General features: G+C 72.2%; 18 protein-coding genes. 13 read left to right on the top strand and 5 right to left on the bottom strand.

Annotation, left to right across the window (positions count from 1 at the left end; all coding sequences use genetic code 11):
- Positions 1 to 2: 2 nt before the first annotated feature.
- Positions 3 to 281 carry a zf-HC2 domain-containing protein gene (locus tag GA707_RS06760; RefSeq protein ID WP_152177618.1) on the bottom strand — a complete coding sequence of 93 codons (279 nt, stop codon included), beginning with the start codon at positions 279 to 281 and terminating at the stop codon, positions 3 to 5.
- Complete coding sequence (locus tag GA707_RS06755; RefSeq protein WP_226963571.1) at positions 278 to 820, bottom strand: sigma-70 family RNA polymerase sigma factor; 543 nt, start codon at positions 818 to 820, stop codon at positions 278 to 280. The genes GA707_RS06760 and GA707_RS06755 overlap by 4 nt, the downstream gene beginning before the upstream one ends.
- Before the next feature lie 180 nt (positions 821 to 1,000).
- Between GA707_RS06755 and GA707_RS06750 the strand changes: the two genes are divergently transcribed.
- Positions 1,001 to 2,359, top strand: coding sequence for an NAD(P)/FAD-dependent oxidoreductase (locus tag GA707_RS06750; RefSeq protein ID WP_152177616.1), 1,359 nt, complete (start codon positions 1,001 to 1,003; stop codon positions 2,357 to 2,359).
- 13 nt (positions 2,360 to 2,372) lie between these two features.
- Here GA707_RS06750 and GA707_RS06745 read toward each other — a convergent pair whose 3' ends face one another.
- Positions 2,373 to 3,230 carry a cytochrome c biogenesis CcdA family protein gene (locus tag GA707_RS06745; protein WP_193315203.1) on the bottom strand — a complete coding sequence of 286 codons (858 nt, stop codon included), beginning with the start codon at positions 3,228 to 3,230 and terminating at the stop codon, positions 2,373 to 2,375.
- Positions 3,231 to 3,403: 173 nt separating this feature from the next.
- Between GA707_RS06745 and GA707_RS06740 the strand changes: the two genes are divergently transcribed.
- The 6 genes from GA707_RS06740 to GA707_RS06715 all read left to right on the top strand — a co-directional run bounded on the left by GA707_RS06740 (position 3,404) and on the right by GA707_RS06715 (position 8,867).
- The gene (locus GA707_RS06740) at positions 3,404 to 4,066 is read left to right on the top strand and encodes a thioredoxin domain-containing protein (protein ID WP_152177614.1); all 663 of its coding nucleotides are present in this window, start codon (positions 3,404 to 3,406) and stop codon (positions 4,064 to 4,066) included.
- Entirely contained in the window at positions 4,063 to 4,791 is a 729-nt protein-coding gene (locus tag GA707_RS06735; RefSeq protein WP_152177613.1) for a haloacid dehalogenase type II, read from the top strand. Before GA707_RS06740 ends, GA707_RS06735 begins: the two co-directional genes overlap by 4 nt.
- A 127-nt stretch (positions 4,792 to 4,918) precedes the next feature.
- Complete coding sequence (locus GA707_RS06730) at positions 4,919 to 5,197, top strand: HU family DNA-binding protein (protein ID WP_152177612.1); 279 nt, start codon at positions 4,919 to 4,921, stop codon at positions 5,195 to 5,197.
- 101 nt (positions 5,198 to 5,298) lie between these two features.
- Entirely contained in the window at positions 5,299 to 6,258 is a 960-nt protein-coding gene (locus GA707_RS06725) for a RimK family alpha-L-glutamate ligase (protein WP_152177611.1), read from the top strand.
- Positions 6,259 to 6,456: 198 nt separating this feature from the next.
- Entirely contained in the window at positions 6,457 to 8,202 is a 1,746-nt protein-coding gene (locus GA707_RS06720; RefSeq protein WP_152177610.1) for a vWA domain-containing protein, read from the top strand.
- Between the two features lie 170 nt (positions 8,203 to 8,372).
- Positions 8,373 to 8,867: a cyclic nucleotide-binding domain-containing protein gene (locus GA707_RS06715; protein ID WP_193315202.1), complete on the top strand. Its 495-nt coding sequence runs from the start codon at positions 8,373 to 8,375 to the stop codon at positions 8,865 to 8,867.
- A gap of 20 nt (positions 8,868 to 8,887) precedes the next feature.
- Here GA707_RS06715 and GA707_RS06710 read toward each other — a convergent pair whose 3' ends face one another.
- A complete protein-coding gene (locus tag GA707_RS06710) occupies positions 8,888 to 9,607 on the bottom strand; it encodes a metallophosphoesterase (protein WP_193315201.1) in 720 nt (239 codons plus the stop codon).
- Positions 9,608 to 9,775: 168 nt separating this feature from the next.
- Between GA707_RS06710 and GA707_RS06705 the strand changes: the two genes are divergently transcribed.
- The 4 genes from GA707_RS06705 to GA707_RS06690 are packed head-to-tail and all read left to right on the top strand — an operon-like array spanning position 9,776 to position 16,788.
- On the top strand, positions 9,776 to 11,077 hold the full coding sequence (locus tag GA707_RS06705) for a ferritin-like domain-containing protein (RefSeq protein WP_152177607.1): 1,302 nt from the start codon (positions 9,776 to 9,778) through the stop codon (positions 11,075 to 11,077).
- Positions 11,074 to 11,946 (top strand): hypothetical protein, encoded by an 873-nt coding sequence (locus GA707_RS06700; RefSeq protein ID WP_152177606.1) that lies wholly within the window; start codon positions 11,074 to 11,076, stop codon positions 11,944 to 11,946. The genes GA707_RS06705 and GA707_RS06700 overlap by 4 nt, the downstream gene beginning before the upstream one ends.
- Positions 11,939 to 15,658 carry an AAA family ATPase gene (locus GA707_RS06695; RefSeq protein WP_152177605.1) on the top strand — a complete coding sequence of 1,240 codons (3,720 nt, stop codon included), beginning with the start codon at positions 11,939 to 11,941 and terminating at the stop codon, positions 15,656 to 15,658. The genes GA707_RS06700 and GA707_RS06695 overlap by 8 nt, the downstream gene beginning before the upstream one ends.
- Before the next feature lie 38 nt (positions 15,659 to 15,696).
- Complete coding sequence (locus GA707_RS06690; RefSeq protein ID WP_152177604.1) at positions 15,697 to 16,788, top strand: DUF917 domain-containing protein; 1,092 nt, start codon at positions 15,697 to 15,699, stop codon at positions 16,786 to 16,788.
- A gap of 30 nt (positions 16,789 to 16,818) precedes the next feature.
- Here the strand turns inward: GA707_RS06690 and GA707_RS20760 are convergent, their stop codons facing one another.
- Positions 16,819 to 17,469, bottom strand: coding sequence for a VTT domain-containing protein (locus GA707_RS20760; RefSeq protein ID WP_193315200.1), 651 nt, complete (start codon positions 17,467 to 17,469; stop codon positions 16,819 to 16,821).
- Between the two features lie 115 nt (positions 17,470 to 17,584).
- Between GA707_RS20760 and GA707_RS20755 the strand changes: the two genes are divergently transcribed.
- Positions 17,585 to 18,007, top strand: a complete 423-nt coding sequence (locus GA707_RS20755) for a Crp/Fnr family transcriptional regulator (RefSeq protein WP_193315199.1) — start codon at positions 17,585 to 17,587, stop codon at positions 18,005 to 18,007.
- A gap of 3 nt (positions 18,008 to 18,010) precedes the next feature.
- Positions 18,011 to 20,632 carry an MFS transporter gene (locus tag GA707_RS20750; RefSeq protein WP_193315198.1) on the top strand — a complete coding sequence of 874 codons (2,622 nt, stop codon included), beginning with the start codon at positions 18,011 to 18,013 and terminating at the stop codon, positions 20,630 to 20,632.

Raw genomic sequence — 20,632 nt, 5'->3', positions numbered from 1 at the left:
CCTCAGCTCCGCGAGCCGTCGGTCAGCTCGTCGAGGAAGGACCGGACCCGCTCGACCGACCGCTGGTCGGGCACCGCGGCACCGGGCCACAGCGAGAGGGCGCGATGGAGCACCCGGTGCTCCTCGGTGACCCGGGTGCACCGCTCGCACTCCGCGAGGTGGGCCTCGAGGCGCGCGACCTCCTCCGCGGTGAGCGGCGCCGACGGGTCGGCGTCGAGGTACCTCTGGATGCGCTTTGCGGTCCAGTGACAGGTGATCATCTGCCGAAGTGACTGCTTCATGCGGGCCTCCCAGGGGTCAGGAACTCGGGGCCGAGCGCGGCGCGGAGTCGGTTGCGGGCCCGGCTGAGCCGGGACATGACCGTGCCGACGGGGACGTCGAGGACGGCGGCCGCCTCGGCGTAGGACAGGTCGTGGACGTCGACGAGGACGACGACGGAGCGGAACTTCGGGTCCAGGTCCTCGAGGGCGTCGGTGAGGCGGGAGCTCAGGGTGGCGTCGAGATGCGCCTGCTCGGCGCTCGGTGCGGTGCCGGCGCCGAAGGCCGGCCGCTGGTCGCCGAGGACGTCCCAGTCGCCGACCGGGTCGGGCCGACGGCGTCGGTTCATGTTGAGGTGGGTGCGTCGGACGATGGTCAAGAGCCAGGCCCGAGGATGTCGGCCGTCGAAGGAGTCGAGCGCACGGAGCGCGCGGATCAGGGACTCCTGCACGAGGTCCTCTGCGTCGGCGCGCTCGCGGGTCAGGCTGAGCGCCACCCGCAGCATGACCTCGATCTCGGGCTCCACGTGCTCCCGGAACGCCCGGGCGCGCGCATCGTCCACGGTCGATTGTCCCTCGTGCACACCCTCGGAACCCGGTGACAGGTGCGTCCGATTCCCGGCCCGTCCGCCACTGCCGTTCCGCTCGCAGGCGGCGGTGTGATGGTGGGGCAACCCGCTGACGGGACGTGGCATTCCGCGCGGCGTAGGGTCGTGGCCAGCGCGCCGAGCGAGAGGATCAGCATGCAGACATTCGACGTCGCGGTCATCGGGCTGGGCCCCGGAGGAGAGCACGTGGCCAATACGCTCGCCGAGCGAGGGCTGAGCGTGCTCGGCATCGAGCATCGGCTCGTCGGTGGCGAGTGCCCGTACTGGGGATGCATCCCGACGAAGATGATGGTGCGGGCCGCATACTCGCTCGCCGAGGCCCGCCGCGTGGACGGCCTCGCGGGCCACGTCAGCGGGGTGACGCCGGACTGGAGCACCGTGGCCGCCCGCATCCGCGAGGAGGCCACCGACTCCTGGGACGACACGGTCGCCGTGGAGCGCTTCACCGGCAAGGGCGGGACTTTCGCGCGGGGCGAGGGGCGGATCGTCTCGCCGACCGAGGTGGCCGTCGGCGACACCCGGTATGCGGTGCGCACCGGCATCGTCGTGGCCACCGGCAGCACGGCGGCGATCCCGCCGGTCCCGGGCCTCTCGGAGGTGGACTACTGGACCAACCGGCAGGCCGTCGAGACCGCAGAGCTCCCGCAATCGATCGTCGTGCTCGGCGGCGGGGCGATCGGGTGCGAGCTGGGCCAGGTCTTCGCCCGCTTCGGCGTCGACGTGACGATCATCGAAGGCGCCCCGCGACTGCTGTCCGCCGAGGAGCCCGAGGCGGGCGACCTCGTCGTCGAGGTCCTGCGGCGGGACGGGATCACCGTGCACACGGGAGTGCGCGCCGAGCGGGTCTCCTCCGACGGTGCCGGCATCACCGTCCACCTCGACGACGGCTCCGCGGTCACCGGCGATCGGCTGCTCGTCTCGACGGGCCGGCGGGCCGACCCGGCCGCCGTCGGACTGACGGCCGTCGGCGTCGACCAGAACGCCCGGGTGGCCCCCGTCGACGAACGGTGCCGGGTGGCGCCCGGGGTCTGGGCGGTCGGCGACGTGACGGGCGAAGGTGCGTTCACCCACATCGCGATGTACCAGGCCGGCATCGTCATCCGGGACATCCTCGGTGAGGACGGCCCTCCGGCGTCCTACGCCGCGCTGCCCCGGGTGACTTTCACCGACCCGGAGGTCGGCGCGGTCGGTCTGACCGAGGCCACGGCCCGCGAGCGCTACGCCAACGTGCGGGTCGGCTGCACCCCGCTGTCCGGCGCCAGCCGCGCCTGGATCCACGCGAAGGGCAACGACGGCCTGATCAAGATCATCGAGGACGCAGACCGCGGCGTGCTCGTCGGTGCGACGACGATGGGGCCGGCCGGCGGCGAGATCATGGGAGCGCTCGCAGTGGCCGTCCACGCCGAGGTCCCGGTCGAGAAGCTGAGGTCGATGATCCTCGCCTTCCCGACGTTCCACCGCGGCATAGGGGTGGCCCTGGAGGATCTCGGCTGAGCGTGTCGCCGGGTCAGGGGACCCGGTCGACACGCGGCCTGGCGCGCCGGCGCCGGACCTCGGCCAGTGCGACGGCCGCCGCAACGAGTGCGAGTGCTCCGACGGCGAGCCATGGACCGGTCTGTGCAAGGAATGAGGAGATCTGGCTCGACAGGCTCGTCACCCACTCCACCGGCCCCCCGGAGATCAGGTCGCCCTGGAAGGCGCGGTACTCGACCCAGCCGTACCAGGTCACGTAGGCGCCGGCGAGCACGAGGAAGGCTCCCGAGATGCGCTTCAGGTGCGGCGCCACACCCCGCGTCCGCCGCATCGCGCTCGCTCCGAAGAGGGCGGTGACGAGGGAGAGAACGACGAGGACGGCACCCATGCCGACGGCGTAGCCGAGGAGGGCTAGCACCCCCGCCGTGGCGGATCCTGCGGTGAAGGCGGTGATGACCGCCGCCAGGAACACGGGGAGCGTGCAGGAGAGCGAGACCACCGCATACACGACGCCGTAGGCCACCATCCCGCGAGGCGTGCCGTCGACGGCGAGCCGGATCCGTGCGGCGTTCATCGCGAACTCGCGCCCGCTCAGCAGGAGGACGCCGACGGCGAGGAGGAGAATGCCCGAGGCGATGGTCACGAAGCTGAGCCAGTCACCGAGCCCGATGGCCAGCACCGTCACGAGAAGGCCGGCGACTCCGAAGACGAGGACGAAGCCGACCGTGACCGCCAGCCCCACACCCAGTGCGCGACCGACCGCGGCCCGGCGCCCGGTCGGCTCGCCGAGGAAGAGCGCGAGATAGGCGGGCAGGAGCGCGAAGCCGCACGGGTTGAAGGCGGCGATCGCGCCCGCCGAAACGGCGAGCGCCACGGCGGGCAGGAGGTCCATCGTCGTCCCAAGGGGTCGGTGGCAGGGGGGCGGGTCCTTCGCACCCGGGAACCCGGTGACCCCCATCCCCGATTCCCGCCGGCTCCGAATACGTCGAGAACGATCCCGCTCACGGGAATGGAACCGGTCGGCCACCGGGTTCCACGCGCAACAAACCCCAGGAGGGCCCTCTCATGATGATGTCCGCACGCACGACGGTCGCCGCTGCCACTCTCGGCGTCGCGCTCGCCCTGGCCGGCTGCTCGTCGGCCGCCGACGACGACGCGTCCGGCGCGGCAACGACGCAGGCTGCCGCGCCAACCGTCGACACCGGATCGGATGACTCCGACGCAGCCGACGCCTCCGACGGCGCCGACGCGACCGAGGGCGCCGACGCGGCCGAGGGGTCGGATGACTCGACGGCCGAGGCGTCGGAGCAGGTCTCCCGCGAGTTCCTCGCGGTCGAGACCCTCGACGGGGCGCAGTTCGACCCGGCCGTGACCCAGGACAAGGGCGTCATCCTGTGGTTCTGGGCTCCGTGGTGCACCATCTGCCGGGGCGAGGCGCCGGAGGTCGCCGAGGTGGCTGCGGAGCTGGAGGCGTCCGGCTCGCCCGTCGTCCTCCTCGGTGTGCCGGGCCGGGGTCAGGTGCCCGAGATGGAGGACTTCGTCGCCGACACCGGAACCGGCGAGATGACCCACCTCGTCGACGTCGAAGGCGTCCTGTGGCGTGACTTCGGGGTCGTCTACCAGCCGGCCTTCGCGCTGCTCGGCACCGACGGCGAGGTCGAGGTCGTCAACGGCGCCCTCGGCGGGGACGGCCTGCGGGACGCCGTGGCTCAGCTGGCGGACGGATGAGCCGGGTCGCCGGAGCCGGGCCGGGCGGCGGAGCGGTGAGACCGAAGGCCCTGGTCTTCGACGTCAACGAGACGTTGTCCGACATGGCTCCGCTCGCGCAGCGGTTCACCGACGTCGGGGCACCCGGGCACCTGTCGGCGACGTGGTTCGCCTCGCTGCTGCGGGACGGCTTCGCGCTGACCGCGGTCGGCGTCAACCCACGCTTCGCCGACCTCGGCCGCACCCTGCTGGCGGCGCGGCTGCGCGGGCAGGTCGAGGACGTCGAGGGCGCGGTCGAGCACGTCATGACGGGCTTCGGTGGGCTGTCGACCCACCCGGACGTCGTGCCGGGCATCCGTCGGCTGGCCGGTCTGCGGATCCGCCTGCTCACGTTGAGCAACGGCAGCGCGACGGTCGCGGAAGGGCTGCTGAGCCGGGCCGGGATCCGCGACTCCTTCGAGGCGCTGCTCTCGGTCGAGGACGCGCCGCTGTGGAAACCGGCTCCCTCCGCCTATGCGTATGCGGTGGAGACCGCCGCGCTCACCCCGGCCGAGTGCATGCTCGTCGCGGTGCACCCGTGGGACATCGACGGCGCCCACCGAGCCGGTCTGAGGACGGCCTGGGTCAACCGCGGCGGTGGCCGCTACCCCGACCACTTCAGTTCCGCAGACCTCGAGGTCGCGTCGATGACCGAGCTGGCCGCACAGCTGGCACGGCTGGACGGGCTCGACGCCGTCGGGGACTGATCGACGGCCCCGCTCCGTGTCGGGCCGCACTCGGGGCCGGGAGCACCTATCGTGGCGGGGAACGCGGCGAAGGCCGCGATCGGATCCTCCAGGTGGAGGGTCGCTCAGGACAAGAGAGGCAATACACATGAATCGCAAGGACCTCGTGGACGTCGTCGCGCGCGAGACCGACCTGTCGAACGCCCAGGCGGATGCAGCCGTGGGCGCAGTCATCTCCGGCATCATCGACACCCTCGCCAAGGGCGAGAAGGTCTCGCTCTCCGGCTTCGGCACGTTCGAGACGCGGCACCGCGCCGCACGTCAGGGCCGCAACCCGCAGACCGGTGAGAGCATCGACATCGCGGCCAGCACGTCGCCGGCGTTCAAGCCCGCGACCGCCTTCAAGCGGGCCGTCTCCGACGCCTGATCCCCGCCACGCAGTCCGCTCGGACTGACGCACCCACCACGACCCGAACCGGGCGGTCGTGCGCGAGTCTCGCGCGCATACCGGATCGAAAGGCACCCGCCATGACCACGACCGTCTATGCGCTGCACGAGAACCCGGAGTGGTTCCCGCCGTTCGCGGCGGCGTTCGAGGCCGAGGGCGTCGCGGTCGAGGAGTGGCTGCTGACCGACGGGGTGCTCGACCTCGGCTCCACGCCGCCCGAGGGGGTGTTCTGGTCGCGGATCAGCGCGTCGGCGCACACCCGGGAGCACCACCTGTCCAAGGACTACAGCCGGGCGGTGCTGTCGTGGCTCGAGTCGCACGGGCGGCGCACGGTCAACGGCCGGCGGGTGCTCGAGCTCGAGATGAGCAAGGTCGACCAGCTCGCCCGGCTGCGGGCGGCCGGGATCGAGACGCCGCGGACCGTGGCGGCGGTCGGACGCGAGCACGTCGTCGCGGCCGCCGCCTCGATCCCGGCACCGTTCGTCACCAAGCACAACCAGGGCGGCAAGGGCCTCGGGGTGCGGCGCTTCGACGACCACGCGGAGCTCGCGGACTACGTGCAGTCGGACGAGTTCGAGGAGCCGCAGGACGGCATCACGCTCGTCCAGGAGTACGTCGTGGCCGCCGAGCCGCGGATCACTCGCGTCGAGATCGTCGGCGGTGAGTTCGTCTATGCGATCGACGCCGACACGGCGCGCGGCGGCTTCCAGCTCTGCCCGGCCGACGCGTGTGCGATCGACCCGGAGACCGGACGGCCGCTCATGCCGCCCGGCGCGACGGTGGAGCCCGAGCCGGACCAGCAGCTCTTCTCGCTGCGCGAGGGGTTCGCGCACCCCATCGTCGACCGCTATATCGCCTTCGCCCGGGACAACGGGATCGAGGTCTGCGGCATCGAGTTCATCGAGTCCGTCGACGGACGACTGCTCACCTACGACGTGAACACGAACACGAACTACAACGCAGTGGTCGAGCAGGCGGCGCCGCGGTCGGCCGCCCGTGCCCTCGTGCGCTACCTGGCGTCGGTGGCCGGCCAACTCTGACCCGCGCTCGGAGCCGGTGCGAGGTGAGTCGGCGGTGCCTGATACGTCAACCTGACGACGTTTTCGCAGATCAAGCCGAACGGCTGAGAACCGCTGGTATCACTATCCAACGTGAAATTGGTCGCAGTAGCGTAACGATGCTTCCCGTCGGGAAAGGGCTAGCAGGGCCTGCGCATCAACCACGCTAGGAGACCTGTCATGAATTCTTCACGGGCCGCGCGCCTCGGCGTCGCAACCCTCGCTCTACTCGTGGCGGTCGCCCCCCCGGCGATCGCCGCCACCGACTCCGCCACCCTGTCCAACGGCGCGGAGCTGTCCGTCACCCTCGATCCCGCCGGATCGGGTGGCACCTTCCTCATCCCGGTCGGCGACACCGACGTCGATGTCCCGTTCACGGGCAGCGCGTCCGTCGGCGAGGGCCAACCGAACGTCCACTGGACCTATGTCATCGACGTCAGCGGCAGCGCCGGAAACGCGTGCGGCGGCGGGCTGGGCACCATCCTCGACTGTGAGAAGGCCGCCGTCACCAATCTCAACACCACGATCGTGTCGGACGGGTCCGCACTCGACGTCGGGCTGGCGGTCTTCGGCACGAATGGCGCCAGCGCCGACATGTCCTCGGCTGGCGGAGACCAACCGATCAACGCCCCGAGCAGCCCGGACGTGAACACGGTCATCGGCTCCGTCGTCATCGGCGGGGTCAACCTGTTCATGCCACGGGCCGTCGGCAGCGGTTCGACCAACTACACGGCCGGGCTCACTGCGGCGTCGACGAGTGTGAACGCCTCTGCGGCGGTCAGCAAGAACGTCGTCTTCCTCTCGGACGGTGCCTCCAACACCGGCGGCGGCGGGTTCAACGCTGCAGTGACGAGCCTGGTCAACGCCGACGCGACGATCTTCTCGTTTGCGGTCGGGGCAGGCGCGGCATGCAACACCGGATCGGACGGCACGCTCCAGGCGATGGCCGACGCAACCGGCGGCACATGCACCAACGTGGCCAACCCGGCCAACCTGCCCGACATCGTGCAGAATGTCACGGCCACCGAACTGTCGTCGGTCACCTTGACGGGTGCCACGCTCGACTCGATCGCGCCGGTCCCTCCCGTGGACGGTCCCGTGACGGCCAACTTCTCGGCGACCGCGGCGGACCTGACACCGGGGACCCACGAGGTCTGCGCAGAGGCCACCGGCCTCGGCCCGAAGAGCGACGCGACCTCCGAGCAGACCGTCGAGGCCTGCGAGGACGTCCACGTCTTCGCCTTCTCGCTTGCTCCCGCCACGGCGACGAACGAGCTCGGCGTGGACAACGAGCACACGGTGACGGCGACGGTCGACGGCCCTGCGGGGATGCTCGCGGGTTGGCCGGTCGACTTCGCGGTGACCGGGAACAATGCGGGCGCGACCGGCACCTGCTCGCCGGCGGACTGCACCACGGACGCCAACGGTGAGGTCACCTTCACCTACGAGGTCCCGGTCGCTCCGTCCAGCCTCGGCACGGACATGATCGGTGCGACCGTGACGATCGACGACGAGACCGGCAGCCTCGAGGTCGAGAAGATCTGGGACGACACCACACCGCCGGTGGCGATGTGCGTCCCGGGTCCGAACCCGGGCGGGCAGATCCCGGCCGCCCCCGGATCGGGCGGACGGGCCCAGAACCCGGACGGCTTCTACACGATCAGCGCCGTCGACGACGTCTGGGGAGCGGTCGACGTCGACCTCTTCGTGACGGATGACGGTTCAGGACACGTGTTCGGCGCCTTCGACAACCCGTCCAACATCAAGTACACCCAGGCGCCGGGAGCGGAGCCCGCCCAGAAGGCGGGTTCGGGCGCCGTCGACTGGAACCTCAAGGGCAAGGGCGACGCCGTCCTGACCGCTGAGGACGGATCCGGCAACGTCAGCGACCCGGTCGACTGCCTGGTGCCGCCCGCACCGCAGTAGACCGCGCCGTTCTCCCTGCCTAGCCTCGAGGGGCCCAGCCACCGGCTGGGCCCCTCGCGCGAGCGTCGCACCCGAGCGGGGTCAGGTGTGCGAGCGGATCGGCCGCTCGGCTCCCGCGGTTAGCGAGCACACGTCCCGCAGCGGGTTCCTCACCGTCGATAATGGCTCCCGTGGACGACCTGCTCGAGCTCTGCGCCGACCTGCCGCAGGAGCGCCTGGCCGCCGGCGAGGTCCTCATCGCCGAAGGCTCCGCTCCGGGGCACATGTTCGTCCTCGTGTCCGGGACGGTCGTCGTCGAGCGGGACGGAACGCCCTTCGCCCAGATCGACCACCCCGGCGCGATATTCGGGGAGATGTCCTGGGTCCTGGACCGGCCCGCGACGGCGACCGCACGCGCCACCGAGGACATCGTCGTCCACCGGATCGCCGACCCCGGCGCGTTCTTCCGTGAGCGGCCCGACGCGGCGGTCAGCGTCCTGCGGATGACGTCGGCGCGGCTCGACGGCCTCACCCAGTACCTCGTCGACGTCAAGCGCCAGTTCGCCGGCAACGACGACCACTCCGGCATGATCGGGCAGATCGTCGACTCCCTCGTCCACCACCAGGCACCGCGTCCGCGCACCGGCTCGGCCCGTGACCCCGAGGGCGACCACGACGACCACTGAGCCGGACTGACCCGCGCGGGTCAGCCCAGGGCGATCGTCTCGCTGTCGAAGACGCCGAACCAGTGCGCCGTGCGTGCCTCGGTGTCGAACGTGATGTGCGGCGGCACGGGTCCGATCTGCTTGCCTGCGTTGAACACCTGGGTCCGGCCGAGCCGGGCGTGCCAGGAGCCGCCCTTGGCCCACGGCGCCTGGTGGATGTGGCCGGAGATGACCACGTCGGGCTGGAGCTCCTCGATCCAGGCGGCGAGGTCGTGGTCGGGGAACTCCCGCCGCCCGTCGCGCACGAGCACCGTCCCCGCCGGCGGTGAGTGGTACACCCACACCCACAGGTCCGGGCGGTCGGCCGCGGCCTCGGCCAGCTGCGCGCCGACCTCGTCTCGGGTCAGTGGACCGTCCCACCAGGGGCAGACCGTGAACCGGACGCCGCCGGTGTCCACGCTCGCCCGGTCGACGACCACCCGCTCGTGCTCGACCCGCTGCAGCCAGCCCGCCTCCTGCTCACCGGTGGCACCGGGGCCGTCGAGGTCGTGGTTGCCCGAGGAGGCGACAACGAGCGCCTTGTCCGCGAGAGAGGTGAGGTATGCGGTGAGCACGACCGACTGCACGTCCAGGGGGACGGGGCTCACCACGTCCGCGAGGTCCCCGGCGAGGACGACGACGTCGACGTCGTCGGCGGCCTTGACGAGCCAGTCGTAGTGGGGCAGCCGGTAGTGCAGGTCCGACACCGACAGGATCCGCACAGGGTGAATGTACGGGACCGGCAGGGACGGCCCGGGCGCGTATCCACGGAATCGCGGGAACGCGATCCGAGGTGTCCGGGGGGGACACGGGAGCCGATCTCCGCGATAATCGGGCCTCATCCGGTGTCTGCGGCAGTGGACCGTCCGGACCTCGACGGAAGGACCCCGATGTCCGAGGAGACCGTGCGCACGCGAGCCGACCTCGTCTCGCTGCTCACCACCGCGGCCGAGATCGAGCACTCGCTCATGGTGCAGTACCTGTTCGCCGCGCTGACGATGAAGCAGAGCACCGATGAGGGCGTGGATGAGGGTCTGACCGAGCACCAGCTCATCCGGGTCGCGCACTGGGAGAAGCAGGTGCTCGCCGTCGCCCGCCAGGAGATGGAGCACCTCGGCCTCGTGGCCAACCTCCTCACGGCGATCGGCGCCGCACCGAGCCTCACGCGACCGAACTTCCCCTACGCGACGTCGCTGTACGGCCACCGTATGGCGCTGACCCGCTTCTCGCAGGAGGCGGTGCACAAGTTCGCCTGCTTCGAGATGCCGCAGAAGGGCGACGACGTCATCACGTGCCCCTCTCCGCCGGACCCGTCGGATCCGGGACCGGCGAGCATCGTCGAGCTCTACACCGCGATCCGGGACGGCTTCTGCACCCTGGCCGCCCAGCCGGAGCCGCTCTTCCTCGTCGGCGCCGACCACCAGCTCGGCGGCAGGGCGCTCGGCACAGACTTCCCGCGCGTCGGGGCGATGGGTGGCGGCTACGACGTGTTCATGTCCACGGTGACGGACCTCCCCAGCGCCCTGGCGGCCGTCGACCTCATCATCGAGCAGGGGGAGGCCGCCACGACCGAAGGCGACGAGGGGCACTTCTTCGCCTTCAAGGGCATTCTCGACGAGTACTCCACGCTGCGCGCGGAGGACCCGACGTTCGAGCCCGCCCGAAAGGTCGTCGACAACCCGACGACCGACGCCGGCCAGGGGGTCAGCACGCTGACCGACCCGATGGCGGTCGCGTGCGCCGGGCTCTTCGACGCGTCCTACCGGAGCATGCTCCGCTTCCTGCTGCGCCTGCTCATGTCGACGGACGAGTCGCCCGAGGAGTCCAGTGCGCTGACCGCGGTCGCGTTCTTCCCGCTCATGACCATGGTCATCCGGCCGCTCGCCGAGGTCCTGACCGCACTGCCCGCTCACAGTCCGGACGACGGGTGGCGGGCCGGCCCACCGTTCGCGCTCGACGGCTCGGTCGGCTTCCTGCCCCACCGCGAAGCCGCCTGGGCCGTGCTCGAGCAGGAGCTCTCGGAGCTCGCACGCCTCGCACACGACGTCGCCGGTATGCCGGGCGCACCCGCGCGGCTCGGCTACATCGCCCGGACCATCGAGCTCGTCGGCCTGCGGTTCTCCGCTCGGATCGCGAACGCTGGTGCTGGGTCACCGTCGGGGTCGTCCTCGGCTGCGGGGGCCGGCTCATGATGGACATCCACTTCGAGGGCTGGTGGCAGTGCCGGTTCGCCACGGACCCGGACCCCACCGACGACCCGCGCGGCGTGAGCGGACCGACCTTCATCACGCCCGGCGAGCCGGTGTTCGACCGGGTCATCCGGTTCCAGGACCCCGTCGCACCCCGGTGGCCCTTCGACGAGAAGATCGGGGTGACGGTCCGGGCGGTGACGATCGCCGGTGTCGACCATCGGGAGAGCGCCCTCATCGGCCGCCCCGTCGACCTGCTCGGCGGCCCGCAGTTCACCCAGCGCAACCTCGTCCTCGTGGACCAGCCGTTCCAGGTGCTCATCGACCCCTTCGACCTGCAGGTGGGCACGCCGGAGTCTGTCCTGCTGCGCCGCGCCGCTCTCTGGGACCTCACCCGGCCGGACCTCACGATCGAGGACGTCTTCCTCGACGAGGCGCTCATCACGCCGCGGATGAACACCGTCGCGATCCAGTCCGCCGAGGTCGCCGAGGCGACCGGCATCCTCGACTACCCGGGATACCGGCGCGAGCGCCTCGCAGCCCTGACCGAGCGACGACGGACCGTCACCAACCCGGTCGAGCAGGCCGCACTCGAGCGCCGGATCACCGCCCTCGACGACGACGCCATCCTCACCGGGGTGCGGCTGGCGTCCGAGCAGTTCCTCGGGATGCAGGTGACCTACGACTTCCTCCTCAACGGGACACCCGAGGTCGTCGACGGCACCGACGTCCTCGGCGGGACGGTCGGCACGTCGCAGCCCTGGGGACTGACCATGTGGTGGGGCGGCTACGACGTCGACACGCTCTGCGGATACGTGCGGGGGACGTTGACGGTGCCCTTCGTCGCGGATCCGGAACCTCCGCGTGCATGAGCTCGTCCCACGCCCACTCCTCGACGCGGTCGCCGCCGGGGCCGACTCGTGGCGGTCCGTCGGACCGGTCCTGAGCATCGACCTCGTCGGCTTCACCTCGATGGCGTGGACGCTCGCCGCCAATGGCGACCGTGGCGCCGAGGCGCTGGCCGACATCGCCGACGCCGTGTTCGGCCCGATCGTCGAGGCCGTGCACACCTACGGCGGCTACGTCGCCGAGTTCGGTGGGGACGCCATCCTCGCGATCTTCCCGCCCGGGCCGAACGAGATGGCCCACCACGCCGACCCTGACACCGACCCGGAGCCGGACCACGGCACCGTGCTCGACGCCGCCGCCGCGGCGCTGGCGATCTCGGATGCGGCCGGCGAGCGCGGTCCGATCCACACCCGGTTCGGCCGGTTCGAGGTGGGCGTGAAGGTGGCCCTCGTCGCGGGGGAGGTCCGGTGGGACGTCCTCGACGACGACTCTGGCTCGAGGTCGACCTACGTCGCCTGGGGCCGGGCGGTCGAGGAGGCGGCCGAGCTCGCCGCCACCGGCAGGCCGGGTGAGGTGCTCGTCGACCCGGCCACCGCATACCTGCTCCGGCAGTCGCTCCCGATCGAGGACCGCGACGGCCGGCACCTGTTCCTCACCACCGACCTGGCCCGGCCGGCCCGGCCGCTGCCGGCCCTGCCGCAGCCGCAGCACCCGCTCGCCGCGCGGTTCGCCCCGGACCGGCTGCTCACCTGGGACCGCCGGGGTGAGCTGCGCCCGGTCCTCACGGCCTTCCTCGGCATGGCCCACGATGCGCCGATCGAGGACGTCCGCCGGCTCGTGAGCGACATCTTCCGGCTGACGGAGACCTACGGCGGCGTCCTGCACCAGATCGAGCGGGCGGAGAAGGGCTGGGTCATCCTGCTGTACTGGGGGACTCCGGTGTCCTTCCCGGGGGACGTCGAACGCGCGTTGAGCCTGCTGCTCGCGCTCCGGGCGCAGAGTCCGGTGCGCTTTCGGGCCGGAGCGACCGTGGGCACCGCGTTCAGCGGGTTCGTCGGTGCGCCCGTGCAGGTCGGGTTCACCTGCTACGGCTCGCACATCAACCTGGCCGCGCGGCTCATGGGGCTCGCCACCGCCGGCTCGGTTCTCGTCGACGGGAGTGTCCTCGGCAACGCGGCCGGCGTCGCGACGTGCACCTCCCTCGGGATGCGCGAGCTCAAGGGGGTCGGGGCACCGGTCGAGGTCTTCGAGCTCGCGGCGCTCGGCGGCGGGGTCGTCGCCCGCGAACACCGGATCGTCGGACGCGACGCGGAGCTGGCGACCCTGCACGAGGCCGTGGCGCGGACCGCCGCAGTGGGGCGCCTGCATCGGGTTTCGCTGGTCGGAGAGCCCGGGTGCGGGAAGTCCGCGCTGCTCGACCTCCTGCGCCGGCGGGAGGAGGGCGTTCAGGGCCTGCACTGGCTCGTGTGCCGCAGCGAGAGCCACGGCGTGCGGTGGCTGCAACCGGTGCGGGACCTCGTGGGCCGGTGGTCGGGGGTCTCGGGGGTCGACGGCGTCGCCGCGAACTCCGCGCGCTTCACGGCGCGGCTGGACGAGCTCGCCGACGCCCTCTCCACCGACCTCGGCGACCGGCTGCGCGACCGTGCCTCGTTCCTCGCTGCCCTGCTCGACCTGCCGGTCCCGGGCTCGACGTGGGCGGCCACCCCGCCCGAGGACCGGTTCGAGGGCATGGTCGACGCCGTCTCCACCCTCCTCGTCGGGCTCGTCGCGACGGGCCCGCTCGTCGTCGTCCTCGAGGACGTTCAGTGGCTCGACCCGACGTCGCGGGAGCTGCTCGACCGGGTGCTCGAGGCGCTGGCCGACTCGCCGGTGACCGTCATCGCGACATGTCAGGAGGGCGAGCAGGTTCCGTCGCCCGTGGACGGCGACGGGCTCGTCGTGCGGATCGGGTCGCTGGGCGTCGAGGAGCTCGACCAGCTCGCCCGGTCCCTCCTCGGGCACGCGCCCCCGCCCTGGCTCGGCGGCTGGCTCGCCCGGCGCACCGAGGGCAACCCGCTGTTCGCGGAGCAGCTCGTCACCTACCTGGCGGGCGAGGGACTGCTCGCCCCTGACGCCCCGGAGCCGGCCGCGGACGTCGCGGTCCCGCCCGACCTGCGCGGGATCATCGTCGCCCGCTTCGACCGGCTGTCGAGCCCGGCCCGCTCGGCGCTGGAGACCGGGGCGGTGCTCGGCCGCCGGTTCGAGCGGCACGTTCTGCGCCGCACCCTGGCAGTCGTCGGGGTCGAGGCGACCCGGCAGGCCGAGGAGGAGGTGCTCGCCGCGGGGCTGTGGACCGCGGACCAGGACAACGTCGCGTTCACCCACCAGTTCCTGTGGACGGCGGCGACGGACATGCCGCTCACGTCGACCCTGCGGTCGCTGCACGCCGCGGCGGCCACCGCGCTCGAGGACGTCTCCGACGAGGGAACCGGGCGATACGTCGGGCGGCTGGCTGTGCACCACCGCGAGGCCGGGCACCTCGGCGAGAGCGCACGCTACGAGAGCCGGGCGTCCGAGCAGGCGCTGCTGCTCGGCGCCTACGCCGACGCCGAGCGTCATGCCGAGCTTGGACTGCACGACCTGGAGACCATGGCGAAGTCCGGTGCCGACCGTCCGGCCGATCTCGAGCTCACCCTCCTCCTCGCCCTGGGCTCGGGCCGAATGATCACGCGAGGGCAGTCGGCGCCGGAGACGTACGAGGCCTACGAGCGAGCACGCCGCATCACCGAGTCGCTCCCGCCGACCCGGCAGAGCTTCCAGGCCGTGTTCGGCCTGCGGATGGCCGCCGCCTTCCGCGGCGACCTTCGGGGCGCGGGCGCGCTCGGGCAGCATGCCCTCGCAATGGCCAAGGAGATCGGGGACGAGGACCTGATCCTCGAGGCGACCCTGATGATCGGCAACACGGCGTTCTGGCACGGCCGGCTCGACGAGGCGATCGACGCCCTGCGTCAGGTGCGGCAGGCAGAGGTCGCCGCCAGCCACGGCGAGTTCGTCCAGCAGCGCCGGCTGACGGCGCTGTTCCCACTGCTGCTCTCGCAGTGGCTGGTCACCGGCGACCCGGGCCTGGTCGAGGTCGCCGAGCAGGGCGTTGCGGAGGCGCGCGCTCTCGCCCACCGGTTCAGCGAGGCGATCACGCTCGAGACGGCGGCGTTCCTGGCGGTGCTGGACGGGGACGTCGTCCGGGCGCGGCGGCACGGCACGGAGCTGCTCGACCTCGCCGAGTCCGAGCCCTTCCCGGTCTATGCGCAGATGGCGCGGGCGGTCCTCGGCTGGGAGGGATGCAGCTCGGACCGCTCCCCCGGTGCGGCGGACGACGTCGGCCGCGCCGTGCACGAGCTTGCGGGCATGCGGGTGATCCTCGGACAGACGCTCATGGAGTGCTTCCACGCCGACGCCGCGCTGGCCGCGGGCGACCCGGCCCACGCGCTGCGCGCCACCGACTCCGGCCTGCGGCGGGCCGAGCGCACCGGCGAGGCGGTCATGACACCCATGCTCCACCTGCTGCGGGCCCGGGCATCGAGCGGTGCCGAGCGTGAGGACGAGCTCCGGCAGGCGCGTTCGCTGGCGGAGGGGATGGGACAGCGCCACGTCGTCGCGCTCGTCGACTCGGAGGCTCGAGCGGGCCGGGACGCCGGGCGGACGAGTCGTCGAGCCGAGCTGGACCGTGAGTCGCACGGACTGAACCACCAGGACTGAATCACCTAGAGAACACATCGATTCGAAGGAGCACCACCATGCCGGACCCTCTGACCCTGTCCTCCGACGACCTCGAGTCGATCCTCCAGGGCGCCTGCTTCCTCGGCTCCGGCGGCGGCGGCCCGCTCGACCTCGGGCGTCAGTTCATCGACGACATCGCCAAGACCGGCAACCCCGTGCGGGTCGTCGACGTGGCCAGCGTGCCGGCGGACGCGACGGGTGCCATCGCAGCCGGTGTCGGGTCGCCGACCGCGGCAGCGTCCGGCTTCCCCTCCGACGCGCCGGGTGTCGCGTGGAAGGAGCTCGAGCGGATCGTCGGCCACTCCCTCGGCTACCTCGTCCCCGCCGAGATCGGCGCCGGCAACACGTTCATCCCGTTCCTGCTCTCCGCCCAGACGCGGCTGCCGGTCATCGACGGCGCGGGGGCGGACCGGGCCGTCCCGGCGCTGCAGCTGTGCACGTATGCGGCGGCCGGTGTCCCCCTCGGCACCGTCGTCCTCGGCAACAGCGACCTCGTCCTGAGCTTCGCGACGCAGGACCCGGCGGTGGCCGACGGCGCGATGCGGGCGCTGCTCGGCGGGGGGGTCTTCGACGAGGACGCCGGCTCGGCCCTCTGGGCGATGGACGGACAGCAGATCGGTGCCGGTGCCATCCGGGGGACGACGAGCCGTGCCCTCCAGGTCGGGAAGCTCCTCAAGGACCCGACCGACCCCGTCCAGGCGGTGGTGAGCTATCTCGGCGGGTCGGTTCTGATCCGCGGGACGATCACCGAGATCGGTGAGGTGACCGGCGGAGGGTTCGACACCGGGCACGTGACGATCACCGCGTCCGGGTCGGGCGGTGACTCGGTCACCGTGGTCAACGTCAACGAGAACCTCATCGCGTACTCCGGCCAGTCGGCGACGGTTCTCGCGACTGCCCCGGACCTGCTCTGCTTCATGACGACCGACGGACAGGCGTTCTCGAACGCCGAGGCCCAGACCTACGCCGACTCCAAGGCCGAGGTGGCCCTGATCCTCGTGCCGTCGTCACCGCAGATGCGCTCGGACTACCTCCTCGACGGGTTCGAGGCGGTGCTCAGGTCGGTCGGCTACTACGGGCCGCTGCAGCTGATGCCTGCCCCTGCATGAGACATCGGTGAGGATCGTGAGCGGGGTGCGTCACGCATACCCCTCGGTCCGGGCCGACCACCGGCGGCCGGCGACCCACAGGAGGACCGAGGCACCGACGACGGCGGCGAAGAGCGCGACGCCGTCGCCGGTGGTCGCCCCACGCCAGCCGGCGTAGGAGAACACGGTCGCCGGCGCGACGGCGCCCGCGAGCGCGGCCGCGAACGCCGGTGTCGGGCGCAGGCCGAACGCGCCTGCGGAGATCGCGACCGTCTCGGCGACGAGCGGCACCGGCCGGCTCGCGACGATGGCGAGCAGTCCCCAGCGCCGGACCAGTCCGGACCCGCGCTCGACGTCGCCGAGGACCACGGCCGACTCGAGCGTGCTCCGGGAGCGGCGGCCGACGGCGTAGGCGAGCGCGAAGCCGCCGACGCTGCCCAGGACGGACAGGGCGATCCCGCCGACGAGGCCGAAGGTCGCGCCCAGGGCGACCATGACGACGCTCGACGGGACGGGGACGAAGGCGTCGACGACGAGCAGGCCGACGCCGACCACACCCGCGACCAGGGAGACCGACCGCAGCCAGGGGGTGGGGTCGACGAGGACCGGCACGCCCGCCCACTCGACGACGGCGAACAGCGCGAGGAGCACGGACGCGAGGCCGGCGACGACCGTCCATGCCCGCACCCGCCGCAGCCGCATCGCTCCATCGTCGAGGGTGGGCTCAGGGGGCGTCAACCGACGGGTCGGGCGGGCGCTCGTCCTCCGGGGCCTGGGGCGTTTCTGCAATACTCGCGATGTGCCGGAGCCCACACCCATGTGGTCACCCCACCTCATCGTCGACCGGGTCGCCATCCTGCGTCGGACGGGCCTGTTCGCCACGACGCCCGCCCGGGTCCTCGCCGGAGTCGCCTCCCGGCTGGAGGAGGTTCCGTTCACAGCGGGCGAGGTGCTCATCACCGCCGGAGCCGTCGAGGAGTGGCTGCTCGTGCTCGTCGAGGGCGAAGTCGAGATCGTCCGTCCCGACGGCCGGGTGCGGGTAGGTCCGGTCGACACGATCGGTGAGCTGTCCGTGCTCGATCCCGCACCCCGCATCGCCGACGTCGTCGCCACCACCGACGGGTGGGCACTGAAGCTCGTGAAGGACGACTTCGACGAGGCGCTCCGGCTGCGACCCGAGATCGCCGCGGGGATCGTCACCGCTCTGGCCCGGCGGCTGCGCGACATGCGTCAGAGGTAGCCCATGCTGCGGTCGCGGTTGGTACTCCTCGGCGGACAGGCCGTCGCGCTGGGTCTGCTGACCGCCTTCCTCGTCGTGCCCGCGAGCGCGCTGTTCCTCAGCACCTACGGCGCCGGGCTCCTTCCGTGGGCCTACATCGTCGTTGCGATCGCGGGGGTCTTCGTCTCGGCGTTGGTCGGTCGCCTGAGCCGCACCATATCCCTGGGGCGCCTCGGCGCGGTCCTGGTCACCGCATACATCGTGATCGTCGTCGTCTGCTGGCTGGCCATCCAGGTCTGGGACGCCCTCGGCACGACCTTCGCCCTCGTCGTGCTCTTCCCGCTGACGATCCCCGTCGGCTTCGTCATCGTGGGCTCGCAGGCGGTTCGGCTCTGGGATGTGCGACAGCTGAAGGCCCAGTTCCCCAAGGCGGTGGCCGGCTTCCCGGCCGGCTTCGCGCTGGGTGGCCTGACCGCCGGTCTGCTGACCGGGCTGTTCGCGGACGTCGCCCACCTGCTGCTCGTCGGGGCCGGGTGCGCCCTCGGCATGCTCGGGCTGATCCTCTATACGGCCCGGCAGTTCCCGGCCGAGCTGCTCACCCGTCCCGAGCCGGCCACCCCGGTGGCGTCGCAGCCGGAGGACTCCGGCGACCGGACGTCGCGGTGGAGCTCGCTGCGGGACACACTCGTCCTCGGCGTCCTCGGCTACCAGATCCTGTCCGGGTCGGTCACCCAGCTGCTCGACTACATGGTCTGGGAGCGTGCGGTCGCCGCCTTCCCCGAGCCGGAGCCGCTCGCGCGCTTCCAGGGCTTCTACGGCGCCGTTCTCAACATCACGAGCATCCTGTTCGTCTTCCTCGTGGCCTCGTGGCTGTTAAGGCGCTACGGCGTTCGCGTGGGGCTCGCGGCGAACCCCGCCCTCATCGTCGTCGCCTGCGTCGCCCTGGTCGCGATCGGATCCGGACCGGGAATCGTGGGGTATGCGTTCCTCGCCGGCGCCTGCATCGCCCAGATCGCCGACATCATGACCACGGACGGGCTGACCCGGACCTCCGTGGCGGCGACGTACCAGGCTCTGCCGCCCGACCGGCGGCTGCGGACCCAAGCGATCGCGGAGGGGGCAGGCACCCCGATCTCCATCGGTCTCGCCGGAGTGCTGCTCCTGGTCATCCAGGCCCTGGATCTCAGCGTCCTGGCCGTCGCCTGGCTCGTCCTCGTCATGTCGGTCGTCTGGGTCGTCCTCGCCACGACGACCTACCGCGCCTACGCCAGCCGGCTGGCCGACGTGCTGCGCCACCGCGAATGGGACCCGCGGGCGCTGCGCGTCGACGGGCCGGCCACCGAGGAGGCGGTGCGCCGGCTGCTGCAGAGCGAGGATCCGCGGGAGAGGGTGACCGGCCTCGAGGCGCTCGCCGACTCGCGCTCGACGGCGCTCGACACCGAGCTGGCTCGCGCCCTGCACGACGAGGACGAACGCGTCTGTCTGCTGGCCCTCGAGCTCGTCGGTCCCGACGACCTGAGACGCCGGCCGGCGGTGCGCGACTCCTTGGTCGACCTGCTCGGCGAGACCCCGGCGGGGGTGCGTGCCGCGGCGGCGATCGTGGGTCGGGACTACGACGTGGGGCCGCGCAGCCGCGAGCTGTGGTCCGCGGCGGTGACGGGCCCGGACCCGACGCTCGCCGAGGCCGCCGTCGCGGGGGCGGCGCGGGCGCCGCACCCGTCCCACCTGCCCGTCCTGCTCGAGGTCGCGGGCCACGCGGACCCGCCGGTGTCGATCGTCGAAGCACTGGCGGCGCACGTAGCGCTGCTCGACTCGACCCTTGCGTCGCTGTGGGAGCTCCCAGGGGATGCGTCGGAGTCGGACCGCCGCCGTCGGGCCATCGTCGTGCGCGCCGTCGCCGGCGCGGGACGCAGCTCCGCCCGGGCGGCCCTCCTGGCCCGCCTCGACGACCCCCGCCTGTCCCGCTCCGATCTGCGACTCGTCGTCGACGGCCTCCGTCCGACGTCGTGGACGCGCCGACCCAGCGCCGCCGTCCCCACCTCGGCGGTGTCCGGGCGCATCGACCTCGAGGCCGCCCGCGTGCTCGCCGCCCTGCGTGGGCTCCGACGGCTCGACCGGCCCGAGCCTGCCGTGCGAAGTGGTGAGGGGGCGGGCGGCCCTCTCGGTCTGGTGATCGCGCGGGAGGCGTTCCGGGACGAGCTGGTCGAGGCCCAGCGTCATGTCGAGACCCTCTTCGGCGCGACCGCTGCTCCTCAGGGGACGGCCTGGTTCATCAGAGCCCTGCGCGGCGAGGACTCGGCCTTGCGGGCGACGGCGATCGAGCTCGCGGAGGCGACCTTCGGGCGTCGCCACGGCCCGCTCGTCGTCGCCGTCCTCGACCCCACCCTGGAGGACGAGGCCCGCATCGCCGAGCTGGAGGCCGCTGGTGTGACGTGCGCACCCGACGGGGCGGACCTGGCCACCTGGCTCGGCGACGTGGCACTCGACGGCTCCGGGATGTGGGGCAGCACGTGGCTGCAGGCCTCGGCGCTGCGAGCCCTGCCCGACATCGCCCCCGACGTCGCGCACCGGGTGGCCGATGAGCTCGAACGACGACCGGATCTCGATCCGGTTCTCGCTCAGACGGCGCACTGGGCGCGCGGCTGA

Source organism: Nostocoides sp. F2B08, from assembly GCF_009184895.1.
Classification (GTDB): Bacteria; Actinomycetota; Actinomycetes; order Actinomycetales; family Dermatophilaceae; genus F2B08.
This window is presented reverse-complemented; position numbering and strand designations above follow the sequence as displayed.